Source organism: Lutibacter maritimus, from assembly GCF_900116115.1.
Taxonomy (GTDB): Bacteria; Bacteroidota; Bacteroidia; order Flavobacteriales; family Flavobacteriaceae; genus Lutibacter; species Lutibacter maritimus.
Window position 1 is genome coordinate 145212 of sequence record NZ_FOZP01000008.1, and the last position, 23581, is coordinate 168792.

Sequence of the window (23581 nt, forward strand, 5' to 3'; positions counted from 1 at the left end):
TATTATAATTAAGCCTTTTGGCGTTTTATTCTACTACTGGGTATTCTTTAATTTCCTCAGATGAAAATCCATTCCACCCTTTTTCCTTTAAAACAGTGTTCATATAACTATTTGCTCCATATCCTAAATTATAAACATCATAGCCTAATACTTGCAAATAAGCAACAGCATATGCTGCAGACAAACCTGTATCACAACTAACTAATATTTTTTTGTTTGTAGGTAAAGTGTATAAATCTGCAGTTGAAGAAAGTGAAGAGTTTGGTTGATATCTTACAGCTCCTGGTACGTGACCAAAATTGTATTTATCTTCACTAACATAATTTACTGTATAATAATCACTTGGGTTTTCAAAAACAGTTTCAGCTTTTACAATAAATTCTTTGTATGGTTTAGCGAAAGCTTCTTCAATACGTTGTTTTAAAATATCCTTTCCTTCAGTTTTTCCTGTTGAAATTGTAGGTGTTGTTGTTTTTTCTGGTATTGGATTTACTGTGGTTTCTAATTGATTAGCAAATGCATCTGAAGAATTTTTTTTCCAAATGTTTGTTGCAAATTCATCAGCCCAAGAACTCATGCCCCATTTTAAACTATATACATTATTATAACCAGCTAAACGAAGTAATCCTGCATAATAAGCAGCAGATTGACCTGAGTAACATACAATTGTAATTTTGTCATAATTTTCTGGAGTTATTTTAGTTTCAAAATATTTTAATAACTCAGGACCTTCAACATTTTCAGCATTTTGAATGTGTCCATAAGCATACCAATCTTCACTTCTAATATCTAAAACAAGGTATTTTTTGTTTCTTACATTATCTTTAATTTCTGGAGCTAAAATAATTGCAGGAGCTAATTCACTGTTTATAAAATTTCCATTTTCTTCTAAATATTTAACCAATATTTCAAACTCTGTAGGGTCGTTTATTGGTTGTTGTTGCACATGGTTTTTAAAACTACTTAATAAAATAACTGTAGTAAAAAGCAGTATTGCATATATTGATATTTTTTTCATCCTTAATAAATTTTTAATTAATAATTTGCTATAATTGTTACATCAAAATTAAATACGAAAACGTTTGAAATTTATGACTTTTATCATTAATTAGCTATATATAATTGTTCTGTTTAGATACTTTAGTTACACAACTAAGTGTCAGTAAATCAATTGTTTAAGCTAATTTTTTGATGATTAATTTTGATGAAATTTTAAGTAGGAAAAAGAGGTGTTGTATTATTATTTTTTTTTAAGTAAAAACGAACTTTTGGAGTTTAAAAAAGACACAAAAAAAAAGCTGTTTTATTTTTAAAACAGCTTTATAATGATTAAAATTAACAACCACCTTCGGCGGGTTTTTTCTTTTTCTTTTGAACAGTAATTACCTTTTTAGGAGTCACAACTTTTACAGGTATTGGTTTTGATTCAACAGATGCTTTTTTTATAGATTCATCAATAAATTCTTTAATATCAGCAATAGATTTTTCTATAGTATCATTTATTGTAATTAGTTGATTTTGATAATAACTATTTTTAATAGTAGCCATTTTTACATTACTATATCCTAACTGATTTAACAGTAAAAAAGGAACTGTAACATCATTGGTGTTTGAACCGTATAAAACAATAGTTTGGTTAGTTGCTTTTAAGTTGTTTAAAATTTTTGAGTTTTCATCATTTAAAATTTCAGGAGTATAAATGTTTATTGCATTTTCAAGATGCCCTTTTTCAAACTCAAATTGGTTTCTAACATCTATTAATGCTAAATTTTCACCTTTTAAATCTTCTAATGTTGCAAAAAAGTTGCTATTAGTGATAGTTTCTAAGGTGCTTTTAGTATTATTAGCATACAAATGTTTAGGTTTTTTGTATGATAAAACAGCTATTAAAACAACTAATATTGTTATTACTGCGGCTATTGATATTCTTTTAGTTTTTTCTAATTCTTTCATAATATATATTTTATAAAAATTGAAAAATTAACAACCACCTTCAGCTGGTTTTTTCTTTTTCTTTTGAACAGTAATTACTTTTTTTGGTGCCACTTTTTTAACTTCTATAGGTTTATCAACCTTAAATTGTTCTGGATATGCTACACCAAAAAACATACTTGCAGCTTTTCTAGTATTATAAAGTTCATAATCTAACGAAGTCATATCTTCAGTTGGAACTGGTGGGTTTATAATTGTTTTATACCAATTATTGATACCTCCTTTTAAAACTTTTAAATTTTTGTAACCTAATCTATTGCATAAAACCCAAGCTTGATCTGCGTAAAAGTTATCATTAGAAAATAAGATAACATTGTATTGAGCTTGATTTAAGTATGGAATAGATTCTTCATCTAACAATTTTTTAAGTGGAATATTAATAGCATTTGGTAATGAGTATTTAGTATATTCTGATTCCTCTCTCACATCAATTAATATAAAAGAAGGGTCTTGGTTTACTAATTTGTCAGCTAAAATATCAGTTGAAATATATCTTTCCGGACTTATTGCTTTGCTTAGTAATTCTTCCGGTTCAATTCCTTCATGTTTTTGGTATTTAGGTAATAAAACCAAACCTCCGGCTAGAACAATAAGAATGGCTGCAAGAAATACATATCTTTTTGACACTGATTTTGTTGTGTTCATAATTTTTAGTTGTTATTAATAAAATACTTTTTTAATTTTTTTGCCTAATAAATCTGTTAAATAAAAGGCTAGAATCGCAGCAATAGTTAGTATAAAAATAAACCAATAAGGATTAACACCAAAGCTATCCACTACAGTAATATTTCCTAAAAATGAGCCTTCATATAATGGTTGAAAGAGTGTGTAAAATTCAGCAAAGATAAAAACTCCAATCATAATTCCAACTACATAAACCATTGCATCTATTTTGCCAATAGCTACAGAAGTTAGTGCTGTTCCTGGACAAAATCCTGCTGCAACAAATCCAACACCCATAATTGCTCCACCAACAATTCCTCCCCAAAGGTAAGTAGGTTGAACATATAATTCAGCTACTCTTATATAACCAAGGTAGTCCATATAATATAATCCAATAGAAGCTACTACAGCTGCCGTAAAAAATACTTTTAAAACGGCAAAGTCATAACCGTAAAATACTCCTGCAAGTTTTCTTGATGATGAAAATCCTGATGATTCTAGTACAAATCCGAATGCAATACCTATTAAAATAGCTAAAACACTGTCCCACTCATAAGGAATTACACCGTTAGGAATTAATGGTCCCATAATTTTTATTTTTTTATAATGTTTTAATTAAATCCAATTTTTTCTAAAGAAATACGCAGCTATATAACCTGTGCCAAAAATGGCAATAGTTGTTATAAAACCACCTACAGAAAGTACTGACATTCCGCTTAATGCAGCTCCACTAGTACAACCTCTGGCAATTTGCGCGCCTATTCCAAATAATGCTCCACCTCCTAAAGCAAAATACAAACGTCTTCTGCTAGTTATTTTAGGAGAGTGTTGCACTCTTAAACCAATTCGTCCAGATAAACCACCAGAAATCATTCCTCCAATTAACATTCCAAGTACTTCAAATACTAACCAAGTATTTAAAGGAGATTTATCTTCACTTATAAATTTACTGTAATAGGCATTATTTGCTGCGTGTGTTGGAGCTACAGTTTCAACAACTGCAACAACGCCACTTTTCATAGCGCCACTTGCACCTAACCCTCTTCCTGTTGTGTAAAATGTGAAAATTACAATTAATCCTAAAAGAAATCCTCCAAAATATGGATTCCAATAAATATGTTTATTTTGTTCTATATTTTTCATTTTTCTATTTTTAATAAAGGTAACGAGTTATTTGACCAGCTTCAACCATTACAAATCTTAATACCATTCCGCCAATTAAAACTAATATTGCTGGAACAGCCACTGGAATTTTAAATCCTCTTAATTCTAAAAACTCTAGAATAGCTGGGGCAATTAATCCAAGAATGATTACAAAACCAAAGAACATCATTGTAAATTCTCCGCCTACCAATAATTGCATTGCTTCTAATTGAACTTCAGAACCAGCGTACATTCCCATTAACATATGTACAATTAAACCTAATTCTAAAACAATTAATGCTAAATCTATTTTACCAAATAGGTGTTTTTCTTTTTGAGTTTTAGCTAATAATATAATTGTAGCTGCACCAGTTGATAAACCAGAAACTAAAAATAAAGGGCCTAAAATTGCATTATTCCATAATGGTCTTGCATTAAATGCTGATAACAAAATACCAGTATAAACTCCTAAAATAATTGATAATGGAATTAAAGCATACGCCATATTTTTTCTATTACCTTTTAAGAATTTTTCAAATTTATTTAAGTTCTCATATTTTAATTGCCATTTCGGAAAAATTTCTGAATAATAACTAAACACCCATAAAAATGATATTGGTGTAATAATTAACAATACCCACGCTCCCCAACTCATTGGAGATTCTATTCTAATTGTGGTGTAAAGTCTCCAAAAATAAAACTTGTGAGTTAAATCATAAAATAAAGCCAACAAACCTAATGTTAATGCTATTGGCGAAATAATTGAAGCATATTTAACAGCCGCTGGGTAATCTTTTTCTTTACCTAAAACTGTAATTAAACCTGCAAAAAACAATAAACCTGCAGCTAAACCTCCTAAAAATAAATAGAGTGATATTGGCCAATGCCATATTTCTAATGAAGGATCTATATGTGGTAAATTTCTTCCACTTGTAAATAATTCTTCTTGCATACTATAAATTTTTTAAATTAAATAATAAACCTGAGGCTTAGTTCCAGCTTCTGGAGCCAATGTTTTATATTTTCTATTTTTTAATAATTCTGAAACTTCACTATTTGGATTGTCTAAATCTCCAAAGTACATACACTTTGTTGGGCAAACAGAAACACACGCAGGAAGTTGTCCTTTTTCTAATCTGTGATGACAAAAAGTACATTTATCTACATAACCATCAGGATGTTGGAAACGCGCATCGTATGGACAAGATTCTATACAAGCACCACAACCAATACATTCATCACCAGTAACCAAAACAATTCCATTATCTAATTGATGACTTGCTCCGGTAGGGCAACAACGCACACAAGGAGCATTTTCACAATGATTGCAACGTTCAGATTTTAATTCTAATTCTATATTTGGATATGCACCATTTACGGTTTCAGTAATCCAATCTCTACAGTACCCAATTGGTACATCATTTTCAGTTTGACAAGCAACAACGCAGTCGCTACAACCAACACATTTTAATGTGTCTATAACCATTGCATATCTCATATCTCAGTATTTTTATGTGGATTTTCGGTTAAAATTGTTACAAAATTTCCTCGCATTCCAGTTCCTCCCATAATTGGATCAACAGCAACCGTTGTAATTAATTCAGTATCATTAATACCTTTGCCAAAAGCACGGCTTAATTTTTTTTCTTGATGGCCAAAACCATGAACCATATACACTGAATCCCAACGAACTCTTTCTGTTACTCTTACTTTTATTGAAAAAGTTGAAATAATATCATCTTGATTTTTTAACCATACTTCTTGACCGGTTTTTAAACCTAAGATTCTTGCAACTTTAGGGTTTACCCATAAGTTATTTTCACTCTTTAAATCGTTTAAATTTGGATTATTTGCAGTTCTGCTAAATGTGTGCATAGGAGCTCTACCATAATTTAATCTATAAAAACCTTGTTGAGGTTCTGGATGTCTCGTATACTTTGGAAGTGGATCAAAACCTAAATTTTTTAATTCATGGGAGTATAATTCTATTTTACCACTATTTGTTGGAAATTCATGAGGACCAGTTTCATTTAAGTACATTGGTCCTGATTTACGTGGAAAATGTTTAACTCCAATTTTCTCCATTTCCTCTAAAGAAGTTCCCATTTGTTGCAATTGCCATTCTATTACTTCTTTATAATCGGTATAATTAAAATATGCACCAACACCCATTCTTTCACCAATTTCTTTGGCAATCCACCAAGAAGGTTTAGAATCGTATTTTGGAGCTACAGCAGGTATTCTTACTGCAATAGAAGGTTCTCTGTTGGTTGCTGATCTAATTTCATCATAACGTTCTAAATAGGTACATTCAGGTAAAACAACATCAGCATAACCTGTAACATCCATTGGCATTGTGTCAATAACCACCATAAAATCAAGTGCATCAATTGCTTCTTCTAATAATTTTTTATTTGGAATTGATTTTGTAATGTTTGTACCAGCTACCATTAATGCTTTTACTGGATATTTATTATCTTCACTAGGTATTGCACATTTTATTACTTCGGTGGTAATACCCATTTGTGCTAAAGGATACTTTGCTCCAATTTCTTTCCATCCCCATTTTGGATGTGGATATTCTGGTGCTGGAAATTCAGGAACTTTTATACTTTCTTTAAAATAGAAACCACCTCTTCTTCCCCAAGAGCCCAATAATGCATTTAAAATGGCCATTGCTCGTGCTCTTTGTGAATCATCACCATACCAAACAACGTGGCGTCCTGGATGTATAATTACTGATGGTGAAGCACTTGCCATTTCTCTGGCAGTTTTTCTAATTTCATCTGGTTTTATTCCTGTAATGCCGTAAGCCCATTCAGGAGTGAAAGTGCTAACATGTTCTTTTAATTCATTAAAACCAGTAGCATATTTTTCAATATATTCTTTATCGTAAATATTTTCGTTTATTAAAACGTTCATCCAAGCTAGCATTAAAGCTATATCAGTTGCAGGTTTGATAGCTAACCAGTATTTAGATTTGCTTGCTGCAGTTGAAAAACGAGGGTCTACAGTTATAATTGTAGCTCCGTTATCAATAGCATCAGACATTTCTTGTACTTGGCTATTATGCATGTTTTCACCTATATGTGAACCTATTAAAACCAAACATTTAGTGTCTCTAATATCAGTTGGTTCTGGTGATCCAACCCAAGATCCGAAGGTTAAACTAAATCCTGTTTCACGTGGGCCTCTACATTGTGCATAGGCAGGTTCAGCAATAGTATCGGAGCCAAAAGATTGAAACAAATGTTCTAAATGTTTGCCTGGAGCACCGTGTTTTATTAACGCTAATGATTCAGCACCAAATTCTTCTTTAATTCCATTAAATTTAGAGGCAATTAAATCAAGTGCTTCTTCCCAAGTTGCTTCTCTAAAGGTTTCTTCCCCGTTAACAGTTGTTCTAATTAAAGGTGTTTTTAATCGGTCTTCATCATTATACATTCCTACGCCACCAGTTCCTCTTGGGCATAAACGGCCATAACAATGAGGGTCATTCTCATTACCAATAATTTTTTTAATAGAACCTTCTTCATCTGTATAAGTCCAAGCAGCGCACTTCCAAAAACAAACTTCGCAATAGGTAGCAGTTCTTTTAAAGTTTTTAGCAACATTTTCTTTTACCAATTCATCAATATATGAACTGGCACCAAACATATTTAATGCTGTGGTTGATGCCGCTACACCTCCCAAACCTAAAGCAGAAATTTTTATAAATTTTCTTCTTGAAGTAGTCATAAGTTTAATTATTTATTTCTTTTGTAAAGGTATTTACTCAATGATGTTTAATGTATGATAAAAATCATTAAATCTGAATAGGAATGGTAACAATGGTTACATTAAGCGTTTGTAAATCAATAATATATGTGTAATAAAAGTTGCATAAAATGTTTAAATAACTGTTTGTAAATGCTTTAAATAATTATGTAAAATAAATGGTATTATTTTTAGAAATTAAATTCATGTAAATTTGTAATGTATAGTTTGCTGAAATGAAAAATAAAAAACATTGGTATTTTTTTAGTGCTATTTTAATTATAATAGCTATTATTTTTTTAATTATAAATAATCTTAATAATTTTCAGGTTATTGAAGATGATGGTTACGTTAATATTGAAAATGCTTCAAAAGAATCTTGTTTAAATTGTCATATAAACACTACAGGATATTCATCCTATCATAATCCAGAATTAATTGGTTGTGCAAGTTGCCATTTAGGAAATACAGCTTCAAATGATAAAGATGAATCTCATAAAGGGATGATTTTAATTCCTGGAAATTTAGTTGATGCTAAAGAAACTTGTGGAAAATGTCATCCAAATGAATTGTCAAAAATTGAAAATTCATTAATGACCACCAATAGTGGTATCGTTGCTGTTGATAAGTACATTTTTGGTGAAGCAGATTCTCCGAATTATCAATATCATATTAAATTGATTAAGAACTCTGCATCTGATAAGCATTTAAGAGATTTATGTGCCAATTGCCATTTAGGAGCTGAGAAAAAGGAATATGGACACATAACTCAATTAAGTAGAGGAGGAGGTTGTAATGCTTGCCATTTAAATTATAGTGAAGAGGCTAAAAAAGATTTAGAAGCGTATTTAAAATCTGAAAAAAAAGTACTTCCTAAAATGCATCCTGCAACTAATATTTTTGTAAAAAACGAGCATTGTTTTGGTTGCCATAGTCGTTCTAGTAGAATTTCAACCAATTATGAAGGCTGGCAAGAAACCTTGTTGGAAGAAAATGATATTAAAGGTAAAAATGGCTTTAAAACTTTTGAAGATTTACGTATTTATAAATTTATTGAAGAAGACGTGCATCATACCAAAGGTATGTTGTGTATAGACTGTCATTCATCACACGAAGTTATGGGTGATGGTAAAAAATATACGCACGAAGAACAAGCTGTAAAATTGCAATGTGCCGATTGTCATTTTAAAGAAAAACCAAACACTATTCCGTATAGTAAGTTGGATGCAGAAAGTTTATTGGTGTTTTTACATAGAGATTATAAACATTCCGATAAACAAATAATAGCTGTTAAAAAAGACGGACATCCATTAGTGAATACTTTTGTAGATTCTGTTGGAAATGCTTTTTTAATTGGAAAAAAAGATGGAAAAATTCACAAATTAAACCCTCAATCTGAAATTTGCTCACGAGATAATGCACATAAAAACGTGAGTTGTTCAACATGTCATTCTTCTTGGACTTCACGTTGTATTGGCTGTCATAACCAATTTGATAAAAATGAACCGCGCGCTTTTGATTTATTAGACAAAAAGTATGTAAAAGGTCAGTGGAAGGAACATGTTGCTGAATTTTCTTCATCATTACCAGCAATGGGAATTAGAGAAAATGCAGAAGGAAAACATATTGAACCAGCAGTTCCTGGAATGATTTTAACTATTGATAAAGGAAGTTATGTTGGAAAAGAAATAGGAAAAGATGTAAGTTTTCATAGACTTTATGCGCCAAATTCTCCTCATACAACTATTTCAAAAGCTAGAGATTGTAAAAGTTGTCATACAAATTCAGCAACTTTAGGTTATGGAAAAGGAGTACTTAATTATATTATTGATAAAGGAAAAGGAATGTGGGAATTTACACCCGAGTATGCTAAAAATCTGAATGATAATTTACCAGAAGACGCCTGGATTCCATTTTTAAAACCTACTAAAAAAGGAATGGTAAACTCTACCAGAACAGATTTTAGACCATTTACTGTAAAAGAACAGCAGCAATTATTGTTAGTTGGTGCGTGTTTACAATGCCATAAAGAAGACTCTAAAGTAATGCAGCAAAGTTTAATTAATGGTATTCAGCCACTATTAAAAAAACTCGACAAAAAGTGTATATTGCCAACTTGGAATTAACTTTTTTGTAAATGAATAAAACTAAAGTAACTTTTTTGTTTTTTGTACTTGTATCATTACTAGATATTGTAGGAATTATTTTTAAAATACCAATACTTGTTTATGTTTTTAAGCCTTTAATTATATTTTCATTGATTTTTTTATATGTATTTTCATTACCAAAAAGATTAAAATGGTATGTAATTGCATTGGAATTCTCTTTTTTTGGTGATGTATTATTACTATTTAATGGAGAATTATTTTTTATTCTCGGACTTATTTCTTTTTTATTAGCACATATTTTATTTATTAAAATTGTAATTGATAGAGTTGAAAAAGTACAATTAAAAACAGTTTTACTTGCTTCAATTCCTTTTTTATTGATATTTGGTTTATTGATAAATACTATAAAAGATTCTCTAAATCAATTATTAATTCCAGTAATAGTTTATGGTTTAGTAATTTCTGCATTTGGAACAGTTGCTTTCATCGATTTTTTAAAAACAAAATCGAAACGCTCTTTATTAATGCTTATTGGTGCTGTTGTTTTTATAATTTCGGATGCTACATTGGCAATCAATAAGTTTTATTCACCTTCACATTTTTTTGAAATTTTAGTAATGGTAACATACGTTTTAGCGCAGTACTTAATTTTTAAATCTATGATTTTAGTAAAGAAATAACTTTTTAAAAAATGGTATATTTCTTCTTTCATTCCAAATTATTATTCCACTTAAAATTAAAACAATTAAAGCCATAAAAAATAATAAACCACCATCATTATTTATTTGAATACCTAAAATTGTCAAGTGAATTAGAACAGCTCCACTTATTATTCCAAAAGTTAATAATGCACCTAGCCAAATTGTTTTAGGTATTAAAATTAAAATTGCTGCAACTAATTCTAAAATTCCAATAAAAATTCTTCCAAAAGGTTCTAATCCAACTTTGGAAAAAATATAAACGCTATCAGGATGTGCAGTAAATTTAAATCGAAGTGTTTGTAATAAAATAACTGAAATTAGTATTCTAAAGAAGCGTAAAACATATTTATTCATAAAAAAAACTTTCTCATTAAGTCGAGAAAGTTTTTTTATGATTACAATTTTAAATAAAAGTTATTTTGAAAACACTTCGTTGTGTTGTTCTTGTACTCTAATAAAAGTTGTTCTTTTTGTTAACTCTTTAAGTCTGTTTGCCCCAACGTATGTGCAAGTTGAGCGAAGACCTCCTAAAATATCTTGCAAAGAATTCTCAACAGAACCTCTGAATGGAATTTCAACTGTTTTACCTTCTGAAGCTCTGTATTCAGCAACGCCACCAACGTGTTTATTCATAGCGGTTTCTGAACTCATGCCATAAAACTGTTTAAACTTTTTACCATTAATTTCAATGGTTTTTCCACCACTTTCTGTATGTCCTGCAAACATTCCTCCAAGCATCACAAAATCTGCTCCACCGCCAAATGCTTTTGCTACATCACCCGGAACTTTACAACCGCCATCGGAAACAATTTGTCCGCCTAATCCGTGTGCAGCATCAGCACATTCTATAATTGCCGAAAGTTGCGGATAACCAACACCAGTTTTCACGCGTGTTGTACAAACAGATCCTGGACCAATACCTACTTTTATAATATCAGCTCCAGCTAATAAAAGTTCCTCCACCATTTCACCAGTTACTACATTTCCTGCTAAAATTACCTTGTCTGGATATTGTTCTCTTGTTTGTTTTACAAAATTTACAAAATGTTCAGAATAGCCGTTGGCAACATCAATACAAATAAATTTTAATTGTGGGTTTTGAGCAAAAATTGCTGCTATTTTTTTAGAATCATTTGTTCCGGTTCCAGTACTTACTGCAATATAATTTGAAATTTCTTTTGGTGCTGTTGCCATAAAAGTATTCCATTCTTTTAATGAATAATGCTTATGTATGGCGGTAAATAATTTATGATTTGCCAAAGCAGTAGCCATTTCAAAAGTGCCAACTGTATCCATATTCGCCGCCATTATTGGAACTCCAGTCCATTTATGATTGCTGTGTAAAAAAGTAAAAGCTCTGTCTAATGATACTTGTGATCTTGAACTTAAAGTTGATCGTTTTGGACGAATCATTACATCTTTAAATCCTAATTTTAAATCTGTTTCTATGCGCATTCTTTCAAATTATTTTTATACAATTATACTTTTTCCTTTACTTTCTATATTTTTATCGGTATCAAAATAAAAATCAATTCTTCCTAAATTTAAACCGTAACAACCAACCTGATTTACTAATACATTTTCGCCTACAATATTTTTAGTTACCGTTGGTTTAGGTAAAAAAGTATGCGTGTGTCCACCAATAATTAAATCAATATCTTTTGTTTTTGAAGCTAATTCTAAATCACTAATTTTATTTTCTTCTTTTTTATAATGGTATCCTAAATGTGATAGACAAATAACCAAATCACAGTGTTCTTCTTCGTTTAAAATTCTGCTCATTTCACGAGCCGTTTCAACAGGATTGTTATACACGGTTTCTTTATACATTCGTGGGTCAACTAGGCCTTTTAATTCAATTCCTAAACCAAACACCCCAATTTTAATGTCGTTTTTTACAAAAACTTTATAAGGTTTTACGTGTGTATCTAACACTGTGTTTTTAAAATCGTAATTGGCTGAGAGAAAGTCGAATTTTGCATGAGGAAGTTGTGCATATAAACCATCAATTCCATTATCAAAATCGTGATTGCCAATTGTTGCAGCATCATATTGCAGCATACTCATCAATTTAAATTCTAATTCGCCGCCATAAAAATTAAAAAAAGGTGTTCCTTGAAAAATATCACCAGCATCTAATAATAAAGTGTGCGGATTTTCTTTTCTAATACCATCAATTAAAGTGGCTCTTCTTGCAATTCCACCTAAGTTTGGATATTTATAATGTGAATTTTCAAAAGGCTCAATATGGCTATGTACATCGTTGGTATGTAATATGGTTATATGTTTTTTTTCTGATGTTGCAAATGATTGTAATGGTAAGCCTCCTAAAGTTAGCAAAGCAGTAGCAGCGGATGTTTTTTTTATAAAATTTCTTCTTTTCATAATCTTATTTTTCTTTCATAAATCTTCCATCTAAAGTAACTTTAATGGTATCATTTTCTTTAAAATAATCAATAATAGTGTTTCTAATTTTGTAGTCTAGATTATAACTACTAATGGAGTTTTTGAAAAAATTCATATTATCGCCACCTGTTTGTAAATAATCTGAAGTAAGTACAAAATAGGTTTTGTTTTTATCAAAAGGTTTGTTGTTAATTTTTAGATTGTAGCCATCTTTTGTAATTACCAAATTAAATTGTTTTGAAAGTGGATGCGCTTTATTTTCTGTGATTAAATAATAAACTAACTCCTCAATTTTTTTAGAAGATAATTCTAAAACTACTAAACTATTTTCAAAAGGCATTAAGTTAAATGCGTTTTGAGTAGTAATATTTCCTTGTGTAATTCCTGCTCTAATGCCGCCATAATTAAACATTGCAAAATCAATATTTTTGCCTGTTCTGCTATTAAAAATTGCATTTCCTTTTAAATAACACAAATCAGCCATTAAATTTCCTAAAGAACTTTCTAATTCGCCATCGGTTCTAACTAAATTATGTGGTGTATAACTTAGTACAGTATTCATCTCTTTGTCAACACTTTCTTTAAAAGGTTTTATAAAATCTTCAATTTCTTGTTTTGATTTAATTCCTTCAGTAATAGGAAGTTGTTTTCCTTCAATTTTAGTTAAAAACGGAGGTTTATTTTTGCAACTTAGTAGTGATGAAATTATAAAAATGTGAATAATAAATTTTTTCATTGTTGAAATACTAATGTTTTTAATTAATTTTGTAAATCAATCGTAAATATAGATGATTTTTACAGGATTTAAACGAAAAAGCAATCAAATTTTTATTAATAAAAATTGGCAAGAACTTCTTGAAAAATCAAGTATAGTTTCAAAAGGTGATATTAAAAATGTGCTAATAATTGTAAACAATCAATTAGAAAAAGAAGCAATAGTAAAATCTTTAAGCGAAATTTTAAAACTACCCCAAAACAATATTGATACTATAATTTTTCAGCCGAAAGTGAAAAAAGAACAGCGTGATTTAGGTATAATAACACCTAAAGACTTTGGCTGGAATGGTAAAGTTCCAACCCAAAAACTGGAGAATATTTTAACAAAAAACTACGATTTGTTAATAAATTATAGTAAAGTTGATTCTGTATATGTGAACTTATTATGTTTGCATTGTAAAACAGCTTTTAGAGTTGGGTTTGGTCATTTAAATAAAAATTTATACAATTTTATTGTAAAATGTGATCCAACAGAATTAAGCTTATTTCATACAGAGTTAATCAAATATTTAAAGATTTTAAAAAAAATATAATGAAGGAATTATTAGGAACTGGAGTAGCGTTGGTAACGCCATTTAATCAAGACAAATCTGTAGATTTTGAAGGATTAAAGCGGTTGGTAAACTTTCAAATAGATAACGGTGTTAATTATTTAGTAGTTTTAGGAACTACTGGAGAACCAGCAACATTAACTGCTGAAGAGAAAGAACAAGTAAAAAAAACAGTTATTGAAACCAATAATGGTAGATTGCCATTGGTAATTGGTATTGGCGGAAATAATACAATGGCAGTTGTAAATGAAATTAAAACAACAGATTTATCAGCGTTTTGTGCAATTCTTTCAGTTTCGCCATATTATAATAAACCAACACAAGAAGGAATTTATCAGCATTTTAAAGCAATTTCTGAGGCTAGTCCATTACCAATAATTGTATATAATGTTCCTGGAAGAACTGGACGTAATTTTGAACCAAAAACAGTGCTTAGGTTGGCCAACGATTTTAAAAATATTGTTGCAGTAAAAGAAGCCGCAGGAGATATGGTACAAGCAATGCGCATTATACAACACAAACCAAAAGACTTTTTGGTGATTTCAGGTGATGATATGATAGCTTTACCGATGACTTTAGCTGGCGGAGCAGGAGTAATATCAGTAATTGCACAAGGCTTACCAAAAGATTTTTCTGAAATGATACAAGAAGGTTTGAATGGAAATGTTGAGAAAGCAAATGCACTACATTATAAAGTTATGGACAGTATAGATTATATTTTTGAAGAATGTAATCCATCAGGAATAAAGGCGTTTTTAAAAGCCGTAAATATTTGTTCAGAATACGTTCGTTTACCTTTAGTTGAAGCATCGGGTGTTTTACAACAAAAAATTAATAACTTTGTAGCAAATTATTAATTACTTTAAATAAAATTTACACTACTTAAAATATAGAATTATGTTATCAGAAAGAATGCAAAAAGCCTTAAACGATCAAATTAGAATTGAAGCTGAATCTTCACAAATATATTTAGCAATGGCTTCATGGTCTGAAGTAAAAGGATTAGAAGGTATAGCTCAATTTATGTACGGACAATCTGATGAAGAGCGTATGCATATGTTAAAGTTTTTTAAGTATATAAATGAAAGAGGTGGTCATGCAGTAGTGTCAGAATTAAATAAACCATCAGTAGAATTTGGATCAATAAAAGAAATGTTTGAAACATTATTTAAACATGAAGTTTTTGTATCACAAAGTATTAATGAGTTAGTTCATATCTCTTTAGAAGAAAAAGATTACGCAACACATAACTTTTTACAATGGTATGTTGCAGAGCAAATTGAAGAAGAAGCACAAGCAAGAACCATTTTAGATAAAATTAATTTAATTGGTGATGATAAAGGTGGATTGTACTTGTTTGATAATGATATTAAACAATTAACTGTTGTTAGTTCAGTAGCACCAGGAGCTTAACAATTAACAAACAATTAAGATTGTTAAGCTACATATATTGTAAAAGCGAGTTATTTTTGTGAATTATTGATGTAAAAAAATCATTTTAATAATCCATATTAAATAACTAATTTTGCCAAATGCAAAAAAATAAAATTTTCATTTTCATTTTATTAGTCGCTATAGGTTTTTCATCTTGTAGTGAATATCAGAAAGTATTGAATAAAGGTACAGTAGAAGACCAGTATAAAATGGCAACAGAATTATACGAATCTCAAAAGTACAATAAAGCAATTCAATTATTTGAGAAAATTACGCCAAGTTACAGAGGGAAACCTCAAATGGAGCGTATTCAATACATGGTTGCACAGGCGCACTACAATACAAAGCAGTATAGTTTAGCAGCTTATTATTTTGATAAATTTGTTAAAAATTATCCAAAAAGTTCAAAATTAGAAGAAGCAGAATATTTATCTGCACATAGTTATTATTTAGCTTCGCCAGTTTATAGTTTAGATCAAAAAGATACACACGAAGCTATTAATGCATTGCAAAATTTTATATATAAGTTTCCAGAATCTGAACATACAGCAGCTGCAAATAAAAATATTAAAGAACTAACACATAAATTAGAAAAAAAATATTTTGAAATTGCAAAACAATATTATCATACAGAAGATTACATTTCTGCAATTGCAGCGTTTGATAATTTATTAGCAGATTACTTAGGAACCTCTTATAAAGAAGAAGCTTTATATTTTAAGTTTAAAGCCTCTTATGAATTGGGAATAAATAGTTATATTTTAAAGAAAGAGTCAAGATTAAAAGATGCGATTAAAGCACACGAAAAGTTTAAAAGAAACTTCCCAGATTCTGAATATTTAAAAGAAACAGAAAAATTAGTAATAAATTTAAATGAAGAGTTAAACTCTTTGCCAGATATTAAAACTCAAACTAATGGAATATAAAAACACAAAGGCAGCTTCAACTACAATAACTTATGATAAAAATAAGATTGAGGCTCCAACAGACAACATTTATGAGGCTATTACAATTATAGCTAAAAGAGCGCAGCAAATAAATGGAGATTTAAAAAATGAACTAATTGAAAAATTAGAAGAATTTGCTACGTATACTGATAGTTTAGATGAGGTTTTTGAAAATAAAGAACAAATAGAGGTTTCAAAATTTTACGAAAAGTTACCTAAACCAACTGCAATTGCAGTACAAGAATGGTTAGAAGGTAAAATTTATTATAGAAATCCAGAAGAAAATCAAAAATAAATGACTGTTTTAAGCGGTAAAAATATACTATTAGGAGTAACTGCTGGTATTGCTGCTTATAAAACTGCGCATTTAGTTAGACTTTTTATAAAAGCAGGTGCAAACGTAAAAGTAGTTATGACACCTGCTTCTAAAGATTTTGTTACACCATTAACATTAGCTACACTTTCCCAAAATCCTGTTTATTCAACCTTTTTTGAAAAAGGAGACAATGAAAATGAAGAATGGAATAGCCATGTTGAATTAGGTTTATGGGCAGATTTAATGGTGATTGCACCAGCAACTGCAAATACCTTATCTAAAATGGCAAATGGAGTTTGCGATAATTTATTGTTAGCCACATATTTATCAGCAAAAAGCTCTGTTTATTTTGCTCCTGCAATGGATTTGGATATGTATCAACACCCAACAACCAAACAAAGTATTGAAAAATTACAGAGTTTTGGAAATATTTTTATACCGCCATCAACTGGTTTTTTAGCAAGTGGTTTAGAAGGTGAAGGCAGAATGGAAGAGCCAGAAAATATAGTTGCTTTTATTGAGAATAATCTTTTAAAAGGATTACCATTATTCGAAAAGAAAGTATTAATAACTGCTGGTCCAACATACGAAGCAATAGATCCTGTACGTTTTATAGGAAATCATTCGTCAGGTAAAATGGGTTTTGAATTGGCTAAAACTGCTGCAAATTTGGGTGCTGAAGTTTTTTTAATAACGGGTCCATCTAATGAAAAAGTTAGCAATAACTTAATTCATAGAATTAATGTTGTAAGTGCTGAAGAAATGTATAATGAAGTTCATAAATATTATAAAACTTCACATATTGCTATTTGTTCAGCGGCAGTTGCAGATTATAAACCAAAAGTTGTTGCCAATAATAAAATTAAAAAATCAACAGAAACTATTTCAATAGAGTTGGTTAAAACACGTGATATTTTATCATCATTAGGGAAAAGTAAAGAAAATCAATTTTTAGTTGGTTTTGCGTTGGAAACTGAAAATGAAATAGAAAATGCTAAAACTAAATTAAAGACAAAGAATTTAGATTTAATTGTTTTAAATTCGTTAAATGACAATGGTGCTGGTTTTAAAAAAGAAACTAATAAAGTAACTATTATTGATAAAATTGAAAATATTTCTGAATTTAGTTTAAAATCTAAAGCAGAGGTTGCTAAAGATATTTTTAATGAAATATTAAAGAAACAGTATGTTGAAAGTAATTAAAATTATTTTTATTTTTTTTTCGGTATTACAATTAAATGCACAAGAGTTAAATTGTACAGTTACTGTGAATGCAGATAAAATTCCTGGATCTAATAAGCAAATTTTTAAAACGCTCGAAAATTCATTAAATGAATTTGTCAATCAAAAGCGCTGGACAAACTATAATTACAAACCTCAAGAACGTATAAATTGTAATTTAACCCTTACCATTTTAGAACAAACAGGAACTGATTTTAGAGGACACATTCAAATACAATCTTCACGTCCAGTTTATAATACAACATATTTAACTCCAGTTTTCAATTTTAAAGATGACAACTTCTCTTTTCAATATACTGAGTTTGAACCACTACAATTCAATCAAAATTCATTCGAATCTAATTTAGTTTCAATGGTTACTTTTTATACTTATATTATTTTAGGAATGGATGCAGATACCTTTATGTTAGATGGAGGTTCAACATATTTTACAATGGCGCAAAATGTGCTTGTGCAAGCACAACAAAGCGGTTATTCTGGCTGGAATCAGAATGATGGATCTAAAACAAGATTTACTTTAATTGATAATATTATTTCACCAACCTATAGTATGTTTAGAAATGTTATGTATAAATATCATAGAAATGGATTAGATATTTTAAGTACAGAAACTAAAAATGCGAAAGAAAATATAGGTGAAAGCATTTTAATTTTAAAATCTATTTATGATTCAAGACCAAATGCATTTTTATTAAGAATATTTATGGACTCAAAAGCTGATGAAATTGTAAATATTTTTTCTGATGGTCCAAAATATGATACTTATAAATTAAAAGAAAACCTCATAAAAATTTCGCCAGTAAATGCTGCGAAGTGGAATGAAATTAAGTAAATTGCTTAAAATTTTAAATACAAGTGCTTACAAATCTTTCCATAAAAAATTACGCTCTAATTGAAAATCTTTCAGTTAATTTCAAAGATAATTTATCAATTATTACTGGAGAAACAGGTGCTGGTAAATCTATTTTATTAGGTGCTTTGGGTTTGGTATTAGGTAAAAGAGCCGATTCCACAACATTAAAAGATACTAATAATAAATGTGTTATTGAAGCCCAATTTTCCATTGGAAATTATAAATTAGAATCATTTTTTGCAGAAAATGATATTGATTTTGAAAAGGAAACCATTATCCGTAGAGAAATTTTACCAAACGGAAAATCAAGAGCTTTTATAAACGATACGCCAACAACATTACAACTTTTATTAGCCTTAAGCGAATTACTTATTGATGTGCATTCACAACATCAAACATTAGAATTGGCAGATGTAAATTTTCAATTTCATATTATTGATGCTCTGGCAAATAATTCCGCAAAAATTGAATCGTATAAAAGAGGTTTGGTTTTATTTAACAAATTAAATAAGGAATTAAGTAAGCTTAAAAAAGATCAGGAAGTTGCCAAAGAGCAATACGAATATAATTTACACCTTTATAAAGAATTAAGTTTAGCAAATTTTGTTGCAGATGAACAGGAAGTAATTGAGCAAAATTTAGATAAGCTTAACAATATTGAAGAAATAAAATTAAATCTTTCTGAAGCGCAGGCAATTGGTTTAAATGAAGAAGTTGGTGTACAAGCCTTATTAATTGCTTTTACACAAAATTTAAATAAAATAGCTTCGTATGCTTCTGAATATAAGGAGTTGTATGATAGAATAGTAGCTGTAAAAATTGAATTTGATGATATTGCTTCAGAAATAGAAAATTTAAATGAAAATGTAGATTTTGATGCTTCTGAATTAGAGAAGTTAAATGATAGATTACAATTGATTTACAATCTTCAAAAAAAGCACAATGTTAAAACCATTGCTGAATTACTAGAAATTCAAGAACAATTATCAGTAAAAGTTGATGCGGTTGAAAATTCATCATCAACAATTAAAGCCAAAGAAAAAGAAGTTAAAGATGTTGCTGAAAAAATTGATATTTTAGCCAAAATAATATTTTTAGAAAGGGAAAAAGCAATTCCGGTTTTAATTAAAAAATTAGAAGCTTCTTTAGCCAATTTGGGAATGGAAAATACTCGATTCTCCATAAAAATTAATCACAGTAAACAGTATTATCAAAATGGTAAAGATGAATTACAACTTTTAATTTCTGCTAATAAGGGTGCTAATTTTGGAGAATTAAAAAAAGTTGCTTCAGGAGGAGAAATGTCTAGAATAATGCTAATTGTCAAATCTATTTTATCAGAATATTTAAAGTTGCCAACCATTATTTTTGATGAAATTGATACTGGAGTTTCTGGAGATGTATCTCAAAAAATGGCTGATATAATGCAGCAAATGAGTGCTAATATGCAAGTAATTACAATAACGCATTTACCGCAAATTGCAGCAAAAGGAAAGCAACATTATAAAGTTTATAAAGAAGATATTAATAACAATATTGTTACTCAATTAAAAGAATTGTCAGAGAATGAGCGAGTTGAGGAAATTGCTGAAATGTTAGGAGGTAAAAATATTACTTCTACAGCTATTGAACATGCAAAGCAACTTTTAAATTAAGAAATTACTATATTTGCTGACTAAATAAAAAATAAATCAAAACAAATACACTATGTATAATTTACTGAAAGGAAAAAAAGGAATTATTTTTGGAGCGTTAGATTCTAAATCAATTGCTTGGAAAGTTGCTGAAAGAGCGCATGAAGAAGGAGCAAAATTTGTTTTAACAAATGCACCCGTTGCAATGAGACTTGGATCAATTACTGAATTAGCAGAAAAAACTGGCTCTGAAATTATACCAGCCGATGCAACTTCAATAATGGATTTGGAAGATTTAGTAGATGGAGCAATGAAAATTTTAGGCGGAAAAATTGATTTTGTATTACATTCAATTGGAATGTCTGTAAATGTTCGTAGAGGAAATCATTATACATTACAAGATTATAATTTTACAAAGACAGGATTTGATGTTTCTGCATTATCTTTCCATAGAGTAATGAGCGTTTTATATAAAAAAGACGCAATGAACGAGTGGGGAAGTATAGTTGCTTTATCTTATATGGCAGCTCAAAGAGTTTTTCCAGATTATAATGATATGGCAGATAATAAAGCATATTTAGAATCTGTAGCGCGTAGCTTTGGCTATTTCTTTGGTCGTGATAAAAAAGTAAGAGTAAATACTATTTCTCAATCGCCAACACCAACTACTGCAGGTAGCGGTGTTAAAGGTTTTGATGGATTTATTGCTTATGCAGAAAAAATGTCGCCACTAGGTAATGCAACAGCTTTGGAATGTGCAGATTATACTATTAGTTTATTCTCAGATTTAACTAAAAAAGTAACACTTCAAAATTTATTTCACGATGGAGGATTCTCAAATATGGGCGTAAGTACTGCTATTATGGAAGGTTTTATGAATAGCTATGAACCTACTAAAGAAGATGTTATAGAAGAATCGAAAAAAAGTGATAAAAAATAGTATTTAGTACTTTTAAATATTTAAAAAGCGAAGATTTTAAAATCTTCGCTTTTTTTATGCCTTTTTTTAAAAGTTAAATTTTAGAAGTATGAGTATTATCATGGTTTGAGTGAAGAAATTCCTATAAATTTAGATGTTTAATACTAATACAACCAAATATTTAAATATGAGACCACTTAAAATTGTAGTACTCGCCAAGCAGGTTCCAGACACAAGACACGTTGGTCCGGATGCAATGAAGCCTGACGGTACTGTTAATAGAGGTAAACTTTCAACTGTTTTTAATCCAGATGATTTACATGCCTTAGAACTTGCTTTAAACATAAAAGATAGAATTCCAGGAACCGAAATAACCATACTAACCATGGGACCGCCAAAAGCTGCCGATATTATTAGAGAAGGTTATTACAGAGGTGTAGATTTTGGAGTAATGATTTCTGATAGAAGATTTGGAGGTGCTGATACTTTAGCAACAAGTTACACCTTAGCAAAAGGAATTGAAAAACTTGCCCCATTTGATTTAATTGTTGGTGGTAGACAAGCTATTGATGGTGATACTGCACAAGTTGGACCGCAATGCGCCGATAAATTAAACCTTCCACAAGTAACCTATGTTGAAGAAATTTTAGAAATAAAAGAAGATGAAATTATAGCTAGAAGAAGATTAGAAAAAGGGATTGAAGTTGTTTCGGCACCTTTTCCTTGTTTAATGACGGTTCATGGATCATCACCTGCTTGTAGATCTAGACATGCAAAAAGAGTAATGAAATATAAATACGCAAGATCTGCTACAGAATTAAGATCTGCGGATGAATTTATGATTGATTTACACACTAAAAGACCACACTTAACTATTCCAGAATGGAATGTTGAAGATATAAATGCCGATGTTGAAAAAATAGGCCTTTCTGGTTCGCCAACAAAAGTAAAAAGTGTAGAAAATATTGTTTTAACAGCCAACGAAGCTAAATTATTAAATGATTCTGATGCTGATATTGAAATGATGATTAAAGAATTAATTGAACATCATACCATTGGGTAATTTGTATAATTTTAAAAGTTAAAAGTATGAAAAGTGTAATGGTATATTGCGAAGTTGAAAATCAAAAAGTCGCAGATATAAGTCAAGAATTATTATCAGCTGGAAAACGCTTAGCTCAAAAATTGGGTTGTCCTTTAGAAGCTATGATTTTTGGCTCAAGTTTAAATGGCATAGAAAATCAAATTGCTCCGTTTGGTGTTGATAGATTATTTGTGGGAAACAGCATGAGGTTAGAACCTTACAGAACACTACCTCACGCAGCGTTGGCATCAAAAATATTAAAAGAAGAAGATCCGCAAATTGTTTTATTCGGAGCAACTTCAGTTGGTAGAGATTTAGCGCCAAGATTAGCATCGGTGTTAAATTGTGGATTAACAGCGGATTGTACAATTTTAGATATTGGAGATCATTTGGTTAAAAAAGAGAAAAAAGAATATAAAGATTTACTGTATGCAATTCGCCCAGCGTTTGGAGGAAGTATTATGGCAAATATTATAAATTGGGATATGCATCCACAAATGGCAACAGTGCGCGAAGGTGTTATGAAAAAAGAAATTTTTGATGAACATTATGCAACTGAAATTGTTGAGGTTGATGTAAATGCCGTATTAAAAGAAGAAGATTTTGTTGTAAAAATAATTGACCGACAAATAAAAGAATCTGGTGTAAATTTAAAAGATGCACCAATTATTGTTGCTGGTGGTTATGGTGTGGGCTCAAGAGAAAATTTTGATTTGTTGGTAGAGCTTGCGCAATTATTAGGCGGAGAAGTTGGAGGCTCTAGAGCAGCTGTTGATGCAGGTTTTATTGAACACAACCGTCAAATTGGTCAAACGGGTACAACTGTTCGTCCAAAATTATACATTGCTGCGGGTATTTCAGGTGCAATTCAACATACTGCTGGAATGCAAGATGCATCCATGATTATTTCCATCAATAATGATCCAGATGCACCAATAAATAAAATAGCAGATTATGTAATTCATGGTGATTTAGGAGTTGTAGTTCCTAAAATGATTAAGTTTTATAAACAAAACGCAAAATAATTAAAAACAATATTGTTTTGGCAAAATCTT

25 protein-coding genes are annotated in these 23581 nt (G+C 29.9%); 13 read left to right on the plus strand and 12 right to left on the minus strand.

What is annotated here, in order from left to right:
• Nucleotides 1-25: 25 nt before the first annotated feature.
• The 8 genes from BM335_RS13445 to BM335_RS13480 form a co-directional block, all read right to left on the minus strand.
• A complete protein-coding gene (locus BM335_RS13445) occupies nt 26-1018 on the minus strand; it encodes a rhodanese-like domain-containing protein (protein ID WP_090229086.1) in 993 nt (330 codons plus the stop codon).
• Between the two features lie 317 nt (nt 1019-1335).
• A complete protein-coding gene (locus tag BM335_RS13450) occupies nt 1336-1953 on the minus strand; it encodes a rhodanese-like domain-containing protein (RefSeq protein WP_090229089.1) in 618 nt (205 codons plus the stop codon).
• A gap of 27 nt (nt 1954-1980) precedes the next feature.
• Nucleotides 1981-2637, minus strand: coding sequence for a rhodanese-like domain-containing protein (locus BM335_RS13455; RefSeq protein ID WP_090229093.1), 657 nt, complete (start codon nt 2635-2637; stop codon nt 1981-1983).
• A 15-nt stretch (nt 2638-2652) separates the two neighbouring features.
• Nucleotides 2653-3243, minus strand: a complete 591-nt coding sequence (locus tag BM335_RS13460; protein ID WP_090229096.1) for a YeeE/YedE thiosulfate transporter family protein — start codon at nt 3241-3243, stop codon at nt 2653-2655.
• Between the two features lie 27 nt (nt 3244-3270).
• The gene (locus BM335_RS13465; protein WP_090229101.1) at nt 3271-3798 is read right to left on the minus strand and encodes a YeeE/YedE thiosulfate transporter family protein; all 528 of its coding nucleotides are present in this window, start codon (nt 3796-3798) and stop codon (nt 3271-3273) included.
• A gap of 10 nt (nt 3799-3808) precedes the next feature.
• Nucleotides 3809-4750, minus strand: coding sequence for an NrfD/PsrC family molybdoenzyme membrane anchor subunit (gene nrfD, locus BM335_RS13470; RefSeq protein ID WP_090229104.1), 942 nt, complete (start codon nt 4748-4750; stop codon nt 3809-3811).
• A gap of 12 nt (nt 4751-4762) precedes the next feature.
• Nucleotides 4763-5296, minus strand: a complete 534-nt coding sequence (locus BM335_RS13475) for a 4Fe-4S dicluster domain-containing protein (protein WP_090229107.1) — start codon at nt 5294-5296, stop codon at nt 4763-4765.
• The gene (locus BM335_RS13480; protein ID WP_090229110.1) at nt 5293-7536 is read right to left on the minus strand and encodes a molybdopterin-containing oxidoreductase family protein; all 2244 of its coding nucleotides are present in this window, start codon (nt 7534-7536) and stop codon (nt 5293-5295) included. Before BM335_RS13480 ends, BM335_RS13475 begins: the two co-directional genes overlap by 4 nt.
• Before the next feature lie 254 nt (nt 7537-7790).
• On the opposite strand from BM335_RS13480, the gene BM335_RS13485 reads away from it, so the two are divergent.
• Both BM335_RS13485 and BM335_RS13490 read left to right on the plus strand, forming a co-directional pair.
• The gene (locus BM335_RS13485; RefSeq protein WP_090229114.1) at nt 7791-9680 is read left to right on the plus strand and encodes a hypothetical protein; all 1890 of its coding nucleotides are present in this window, start codon (nt 7791-7793) and stop codon (nt 9678-9680) included.
• Nucleotides 9681-9691: 11 nt separating this feature from the next.
• Complete coding sequence (locus BM335_RS13490; protein ID WP_090229118.1) at nt 9692-10342, plus strand: lysoplasmalogenase; 651 nt, start codon at nt 9692-9694, stop codon at nt 10340-10342.
• Here the strand turns inward: BM335_RS13490 and BM335_RS13495 are convergent.
• Genes BM335_RS13495 through BM335_RS13510 form a run of 4 tightly spaced genes read right to left on the minus strand, consistent with a single transcriptional unit; the run spans nt 10328 to nt 13505 of the window.
• Complete coding sequence (locus BM335_RS13495) at nt 10328-10717, minus strand: DoxX family protein (protein ID WP_090229122.1); 390 nt, start codon at nt 10715-10717, stop codon at nt 10328-10330. The two genes, BM335_RS13490 and BM335_RS13495, sit on opposite strands and share 15 nt — an antisense overlap.
• Before the next feature lie 60 nt (nt 10718-10777).
• Complete coding sequence (locus BM335_RS13500; RefSeq protein ID WP_090229126.1) at nt 10778-11818, minus strand: GMP reductase; 1041 nt, start codon at nt 11816-11818, stop codon at nt 10778-10780.
• Nucleotides 11819-11833: 15 nt separating this feature from the next.
• Nucleotides 11834-12748 (minus strand): bifunctional metallophosphatase/5'-nucleotidase, encoded by a 915-nt coding sequence (locus tag BM335_RS13505; protein ID WP_090229131.1) that lies wholly within the window; start codon nt 12746-12748, stop codon nt 11834-11836.
• Between the two features lie 4 nt (nt 12749-12752).
• Nucleotides 12753-13505: a 5'-nucleotidase C-terminal domain-containing protein gene (locus tag BM335_RS13510; protein ID WP_090229136.1), complete on the minus strand. Its 753-nt coding sequence runs from the start codon at nt 13503-13505 to the stop codon at nt 12753-12755.
• 52 nt (nt 13506-13557) lie between these two features.
• On the opposite strand from BM335_RS13510, the gene BM335_RS13515 reads away from it, so the two are divergent.
• The 11 genes from BM335_RS13515 (at nt 13558) to BM335_RS13565 (ending at nt 23551) form a co-directional block, all read left to right on the plus strand.
• Complete coding sequence (locus tag BM335_RS13515; RefSeq protein WP_090229139.1) at nt 13558-14079, plus strand: DUF6913 domain-containing protein; 522 nt, start codon at nt 13558-13560, stop codon at nt 14077-14079.
• Nucleotides 14079-14954, plus strand: a complete 876-nt coding sequence (gene dapA / locus BM335_RS13520) for a 4-hydroxy-tetrahydrodipicolinate synthase (protein ID WP_090229143.1) — start codon at nt 14079-14081, stop codon at nt 14952-14954. Before BM335_RS13515 ends, dapA begins: the two co-directional genes overlap by 1 nt.
• 40 nt (nt 14955-14994) lie before the next feature.
• Complete coding sequence (locus BM335_RS13525) at nt 14995-15510, plus strand: ferritin (protein ID WP_090229147.1); 516 nt, start codon at nt 14995-14997, stop codon at nt 15508-15510.
• 119 nt (nt 15511-15629) lie between these two features.
• Nucleotides 15630-16457, plus strand: coding sequence for an outer membrane protein assembly factor BamD (locus tag BM335_RS13530; protein WP_090229153.1), 828 nt, complete (start codon nt 15630-15632; stop codon nt 16455-16457).
• Complete coding sequence (locus tag BM335_RS13535) at nt 16447-16773, plus strand: DNA-directed RNA polymerase subunit omega (protein WP_090229158.1); 327 nt, start codon at nt 16447-16449, stop codon at nt 16771-16773. Before BM335_RS13530 ends, BM335_RS13535 begins: the two co-directional genes overlap by 11 nt.
• Nucleotides 16774-17997 (plus strand): bifunctional phosphopantothenoylcysteine decarboxylase/phosphopantothenate--cysteine ligase CoaBC, encoded by a 1224-nt coding sequence (coaBC, locus tag BM335_RS13540; RefSeq protein WP_090229163.1) that lies wholly within the window; start codon nt 16774-16776, stop codon nt 17995-17997.
• Nucleotides 17981-18868: a type IX secretion system protein PorD gene (gene porD, locus BM335_RS13545; protein ID WP_090229168.1), complete on the plus strand. Its 888-nt coding sequence runs from the start codon at nt 17981-17983 to the stop codon at nt 18866-18868. The genes coaBC and porD overlap by 17 nt, the downstream gene beginning before the upstream one ends.
• Before the next feature lie 23 nt (nt 18869-18891).
• Nucleotides 18892-20544 (plus strand): DNA repair protein RecN, encoded by a 1653-nt coding sequence (gene recN, locus BM335_RS13550; RefSeq protein ID WP_090229172.1) that lies wholly within the window; start codon nt 18892-18894, stop codon nt 20542-20544.
• Between the two features lie 52 nt (nt 20545-20596).
• Nucleotides 20597-21463 (plus strand): enoyl-ACP reductase FabI, encoded by an 867-nt coding sequence (locus tag BM335_RS13555; RefSeq protein WP_090229177.1) that lies wholly within the window; start codon nt 20597-20599, stop codon nt 21461-21463.
• 166 nt (nt 21464-21629) lie between these two features.
• The gene (locus BM335_RS13560) at nt 21630-22505 is read left to right on the plus strand and encodes an electron transfer flavoprotein subunit beta/FixA family protein (RefSeq protein WP_090229440.1); all 876 of its coding nucleotides are present in this window, start codon (nt 21630-21632) and stop codon (nt 22503-22505) included.
• A 26-nt stretch (nt 22506-22531) separates the two neighbouring features.
• A complete protein-coding gene (locus BM335_RS13565) occupies nt 22532-23551 on the plus strand; it encodes an electron transfer flavoprotein subunit alpha/FixB family protein (RefSeq protein WP_090229182.1) in 1020 nt (339 codons plus the stop codon).
• The last annotated feature ends 30 nt before the right edge of the window (nt 23552-23581 follow it).

Bases quoted from the DNA above. Each gene is read 5' to 3' on its own strand.
- BM335_RS13445 (WP_090229086.1), bottom strand. From the start codon at position 1,018: ATGAAAAAAATATCAATATATGCAATACTGCTTTTTACTACAGTTATT.
- BM335_RS13450 (WP_090229089.1), bottom strand. From the start codon at position 1,953: ATGAAAGAATTAGAAAAAACTAAAAGAATATCAATAGCCGCAGTAATA.
- BM335_RS13455 (WP_090229093.1), bottom strand. From the start codon at position 2,637: ATGAACACAACAAAATCAGTGTCAAAAAGATATGTATTTCTTGCAGCC.
- BM335_RS13460 (WP_090229096.1), bottom strand. From the start codon at position 3,243: ATGGGACCATTAATTCCTAACGGTGTAATTCCTTATGAGTGGGACAGT.
- BM335_RS13465 (WP_090229101.1), bottom strand. From the start codon at position 3,798: ATGAAAAATATAGAACAAAATAAACATATTTATTGGAATCCATATTTT.
- nrfD (WP_090229104.1), bottom strand. From the start codon at position 4,750: ATGCAAGAAGAATTATTTACAAGTGGAAGAAATTTACCACATATAGAT.
- BM335_RS13475 (WP_090229107.1), bottom strand. From the start codon at position 5,296: ATGAGATATGCAATGGTTATAGACACATTAAAATGTGTTGGTTGTAGC.
- BM335_RS13480 (WP_090229110.1), bottom strand. From the start codon at position 7,536: ATGACTACTTCAAGAAGAAAATTTATAAAAATTTCTGCTTTAGGTTTG.
- BM335_RS13485 (WP_090229114.1), top strand. From the start codon at position 7,791: ATGAAAAATAAAAAACATTGGTATTTTTTTAGTGCTATTTTAATTATA.
- BM335_RS13490 (WP_090229118.1), top strand. From the start codon at position 9,692: ATGAATAAAACTAAAGTAACTTTTTTGTTTTTTGTACTTGTATCATTA.
- BM335_RS13495 (WP_090229122.1), bottom strand. From the start codon at position 10,717: ATGAATAAATATGTTTTACGCTTCTTTAGAATACTAATTTCAGTTATT.
- BM335_RS13500 (WP_090229126.1), bottom strand. From the start codon at position 11,818: ATGCGCATAGAAACAGATTTAAAATTAGGATTTAAAGATGTAATGATT.
- BM335_RS13505 (WP_090229131.1), bottom strand. From the start codon at position 12,748: ATGAAAAGAAGAAATTTTATAAAAAAAACATCCGCTGCTACTGCTTTG.
- BM335_RS13510 (WP_090229136.1), bottom strand. From the start codon at position 13,505: ATGAAAAAATTTATTATTCACATTTTTATAATTTCATCACTACTAAGT.
- BM335_RS13515 (WP_090229139.1), top strand. From the start codon at position 13,558: ATGATTTTTACAGGATTTAAACGAAAAAGCAATCAAATTTTTATTAAT.
- dapA (WP_090229143.1), top strand. From the start codon at position 14,079: ATGAAGGAATTATTAGGAACTGGAGTAGCGTTGGTAACGCCATTTAAT.
- BM335_RS13525 (WP_090229147.1), top strand. From the start codon at position 14,995: ATGTTATCAGAAAGAATGCAAAAAGCCTTAAACGATCAAATTAGAATT.
- BM335_RS13530 (WP_090229153.1), top strand. From the start codon at position 15,630: ATGCAAAAAAATAAAATTTTCATTTTCATTTTATTAGTCGCTATAGGT.
- BM335_RS13535 (WP_090229158.1), top strand. From the start codon at position 16,447: ATGGAATATAAAAACACAAAGGCAGCTTCAACTACAATAACTTATGAT.
- coaBC (WP_090229163.1), top strand. From the start codon at position 16,774: ATGACTGTTTTAAGCGGTAAAAATATACTATTAGGAGTAACTGCTGGT.
- porD (WP_090229168.1), top strand. From the start codon at position 17,981: ATGTTGAAAGTAATTAAAATTATTTTTATTTTTTTTTCGGTATTACAA.
- BM335_RS13555 (WP_090229177.1), top strand. From the start codon at position 20,597: ATGTATAATTTACTGAAAGGAAAAAAAGGAATTATTTTTGGAGCGTTA.
- BM335_RS13560 (WP_090229440.1), top strand. From the start codon at position 21,630: ATGAGACCACTTAAAATTGTAGTACTCGCCAAGCAGGTTCCAGACACA.
- BM335_RS13565 (WP_090229182.1), top strand. From the start codon at position 22,532: ATGAAAAGTGTAATGGTATATTGCGAAGTTGAAAATCAAAAAGTCGCA.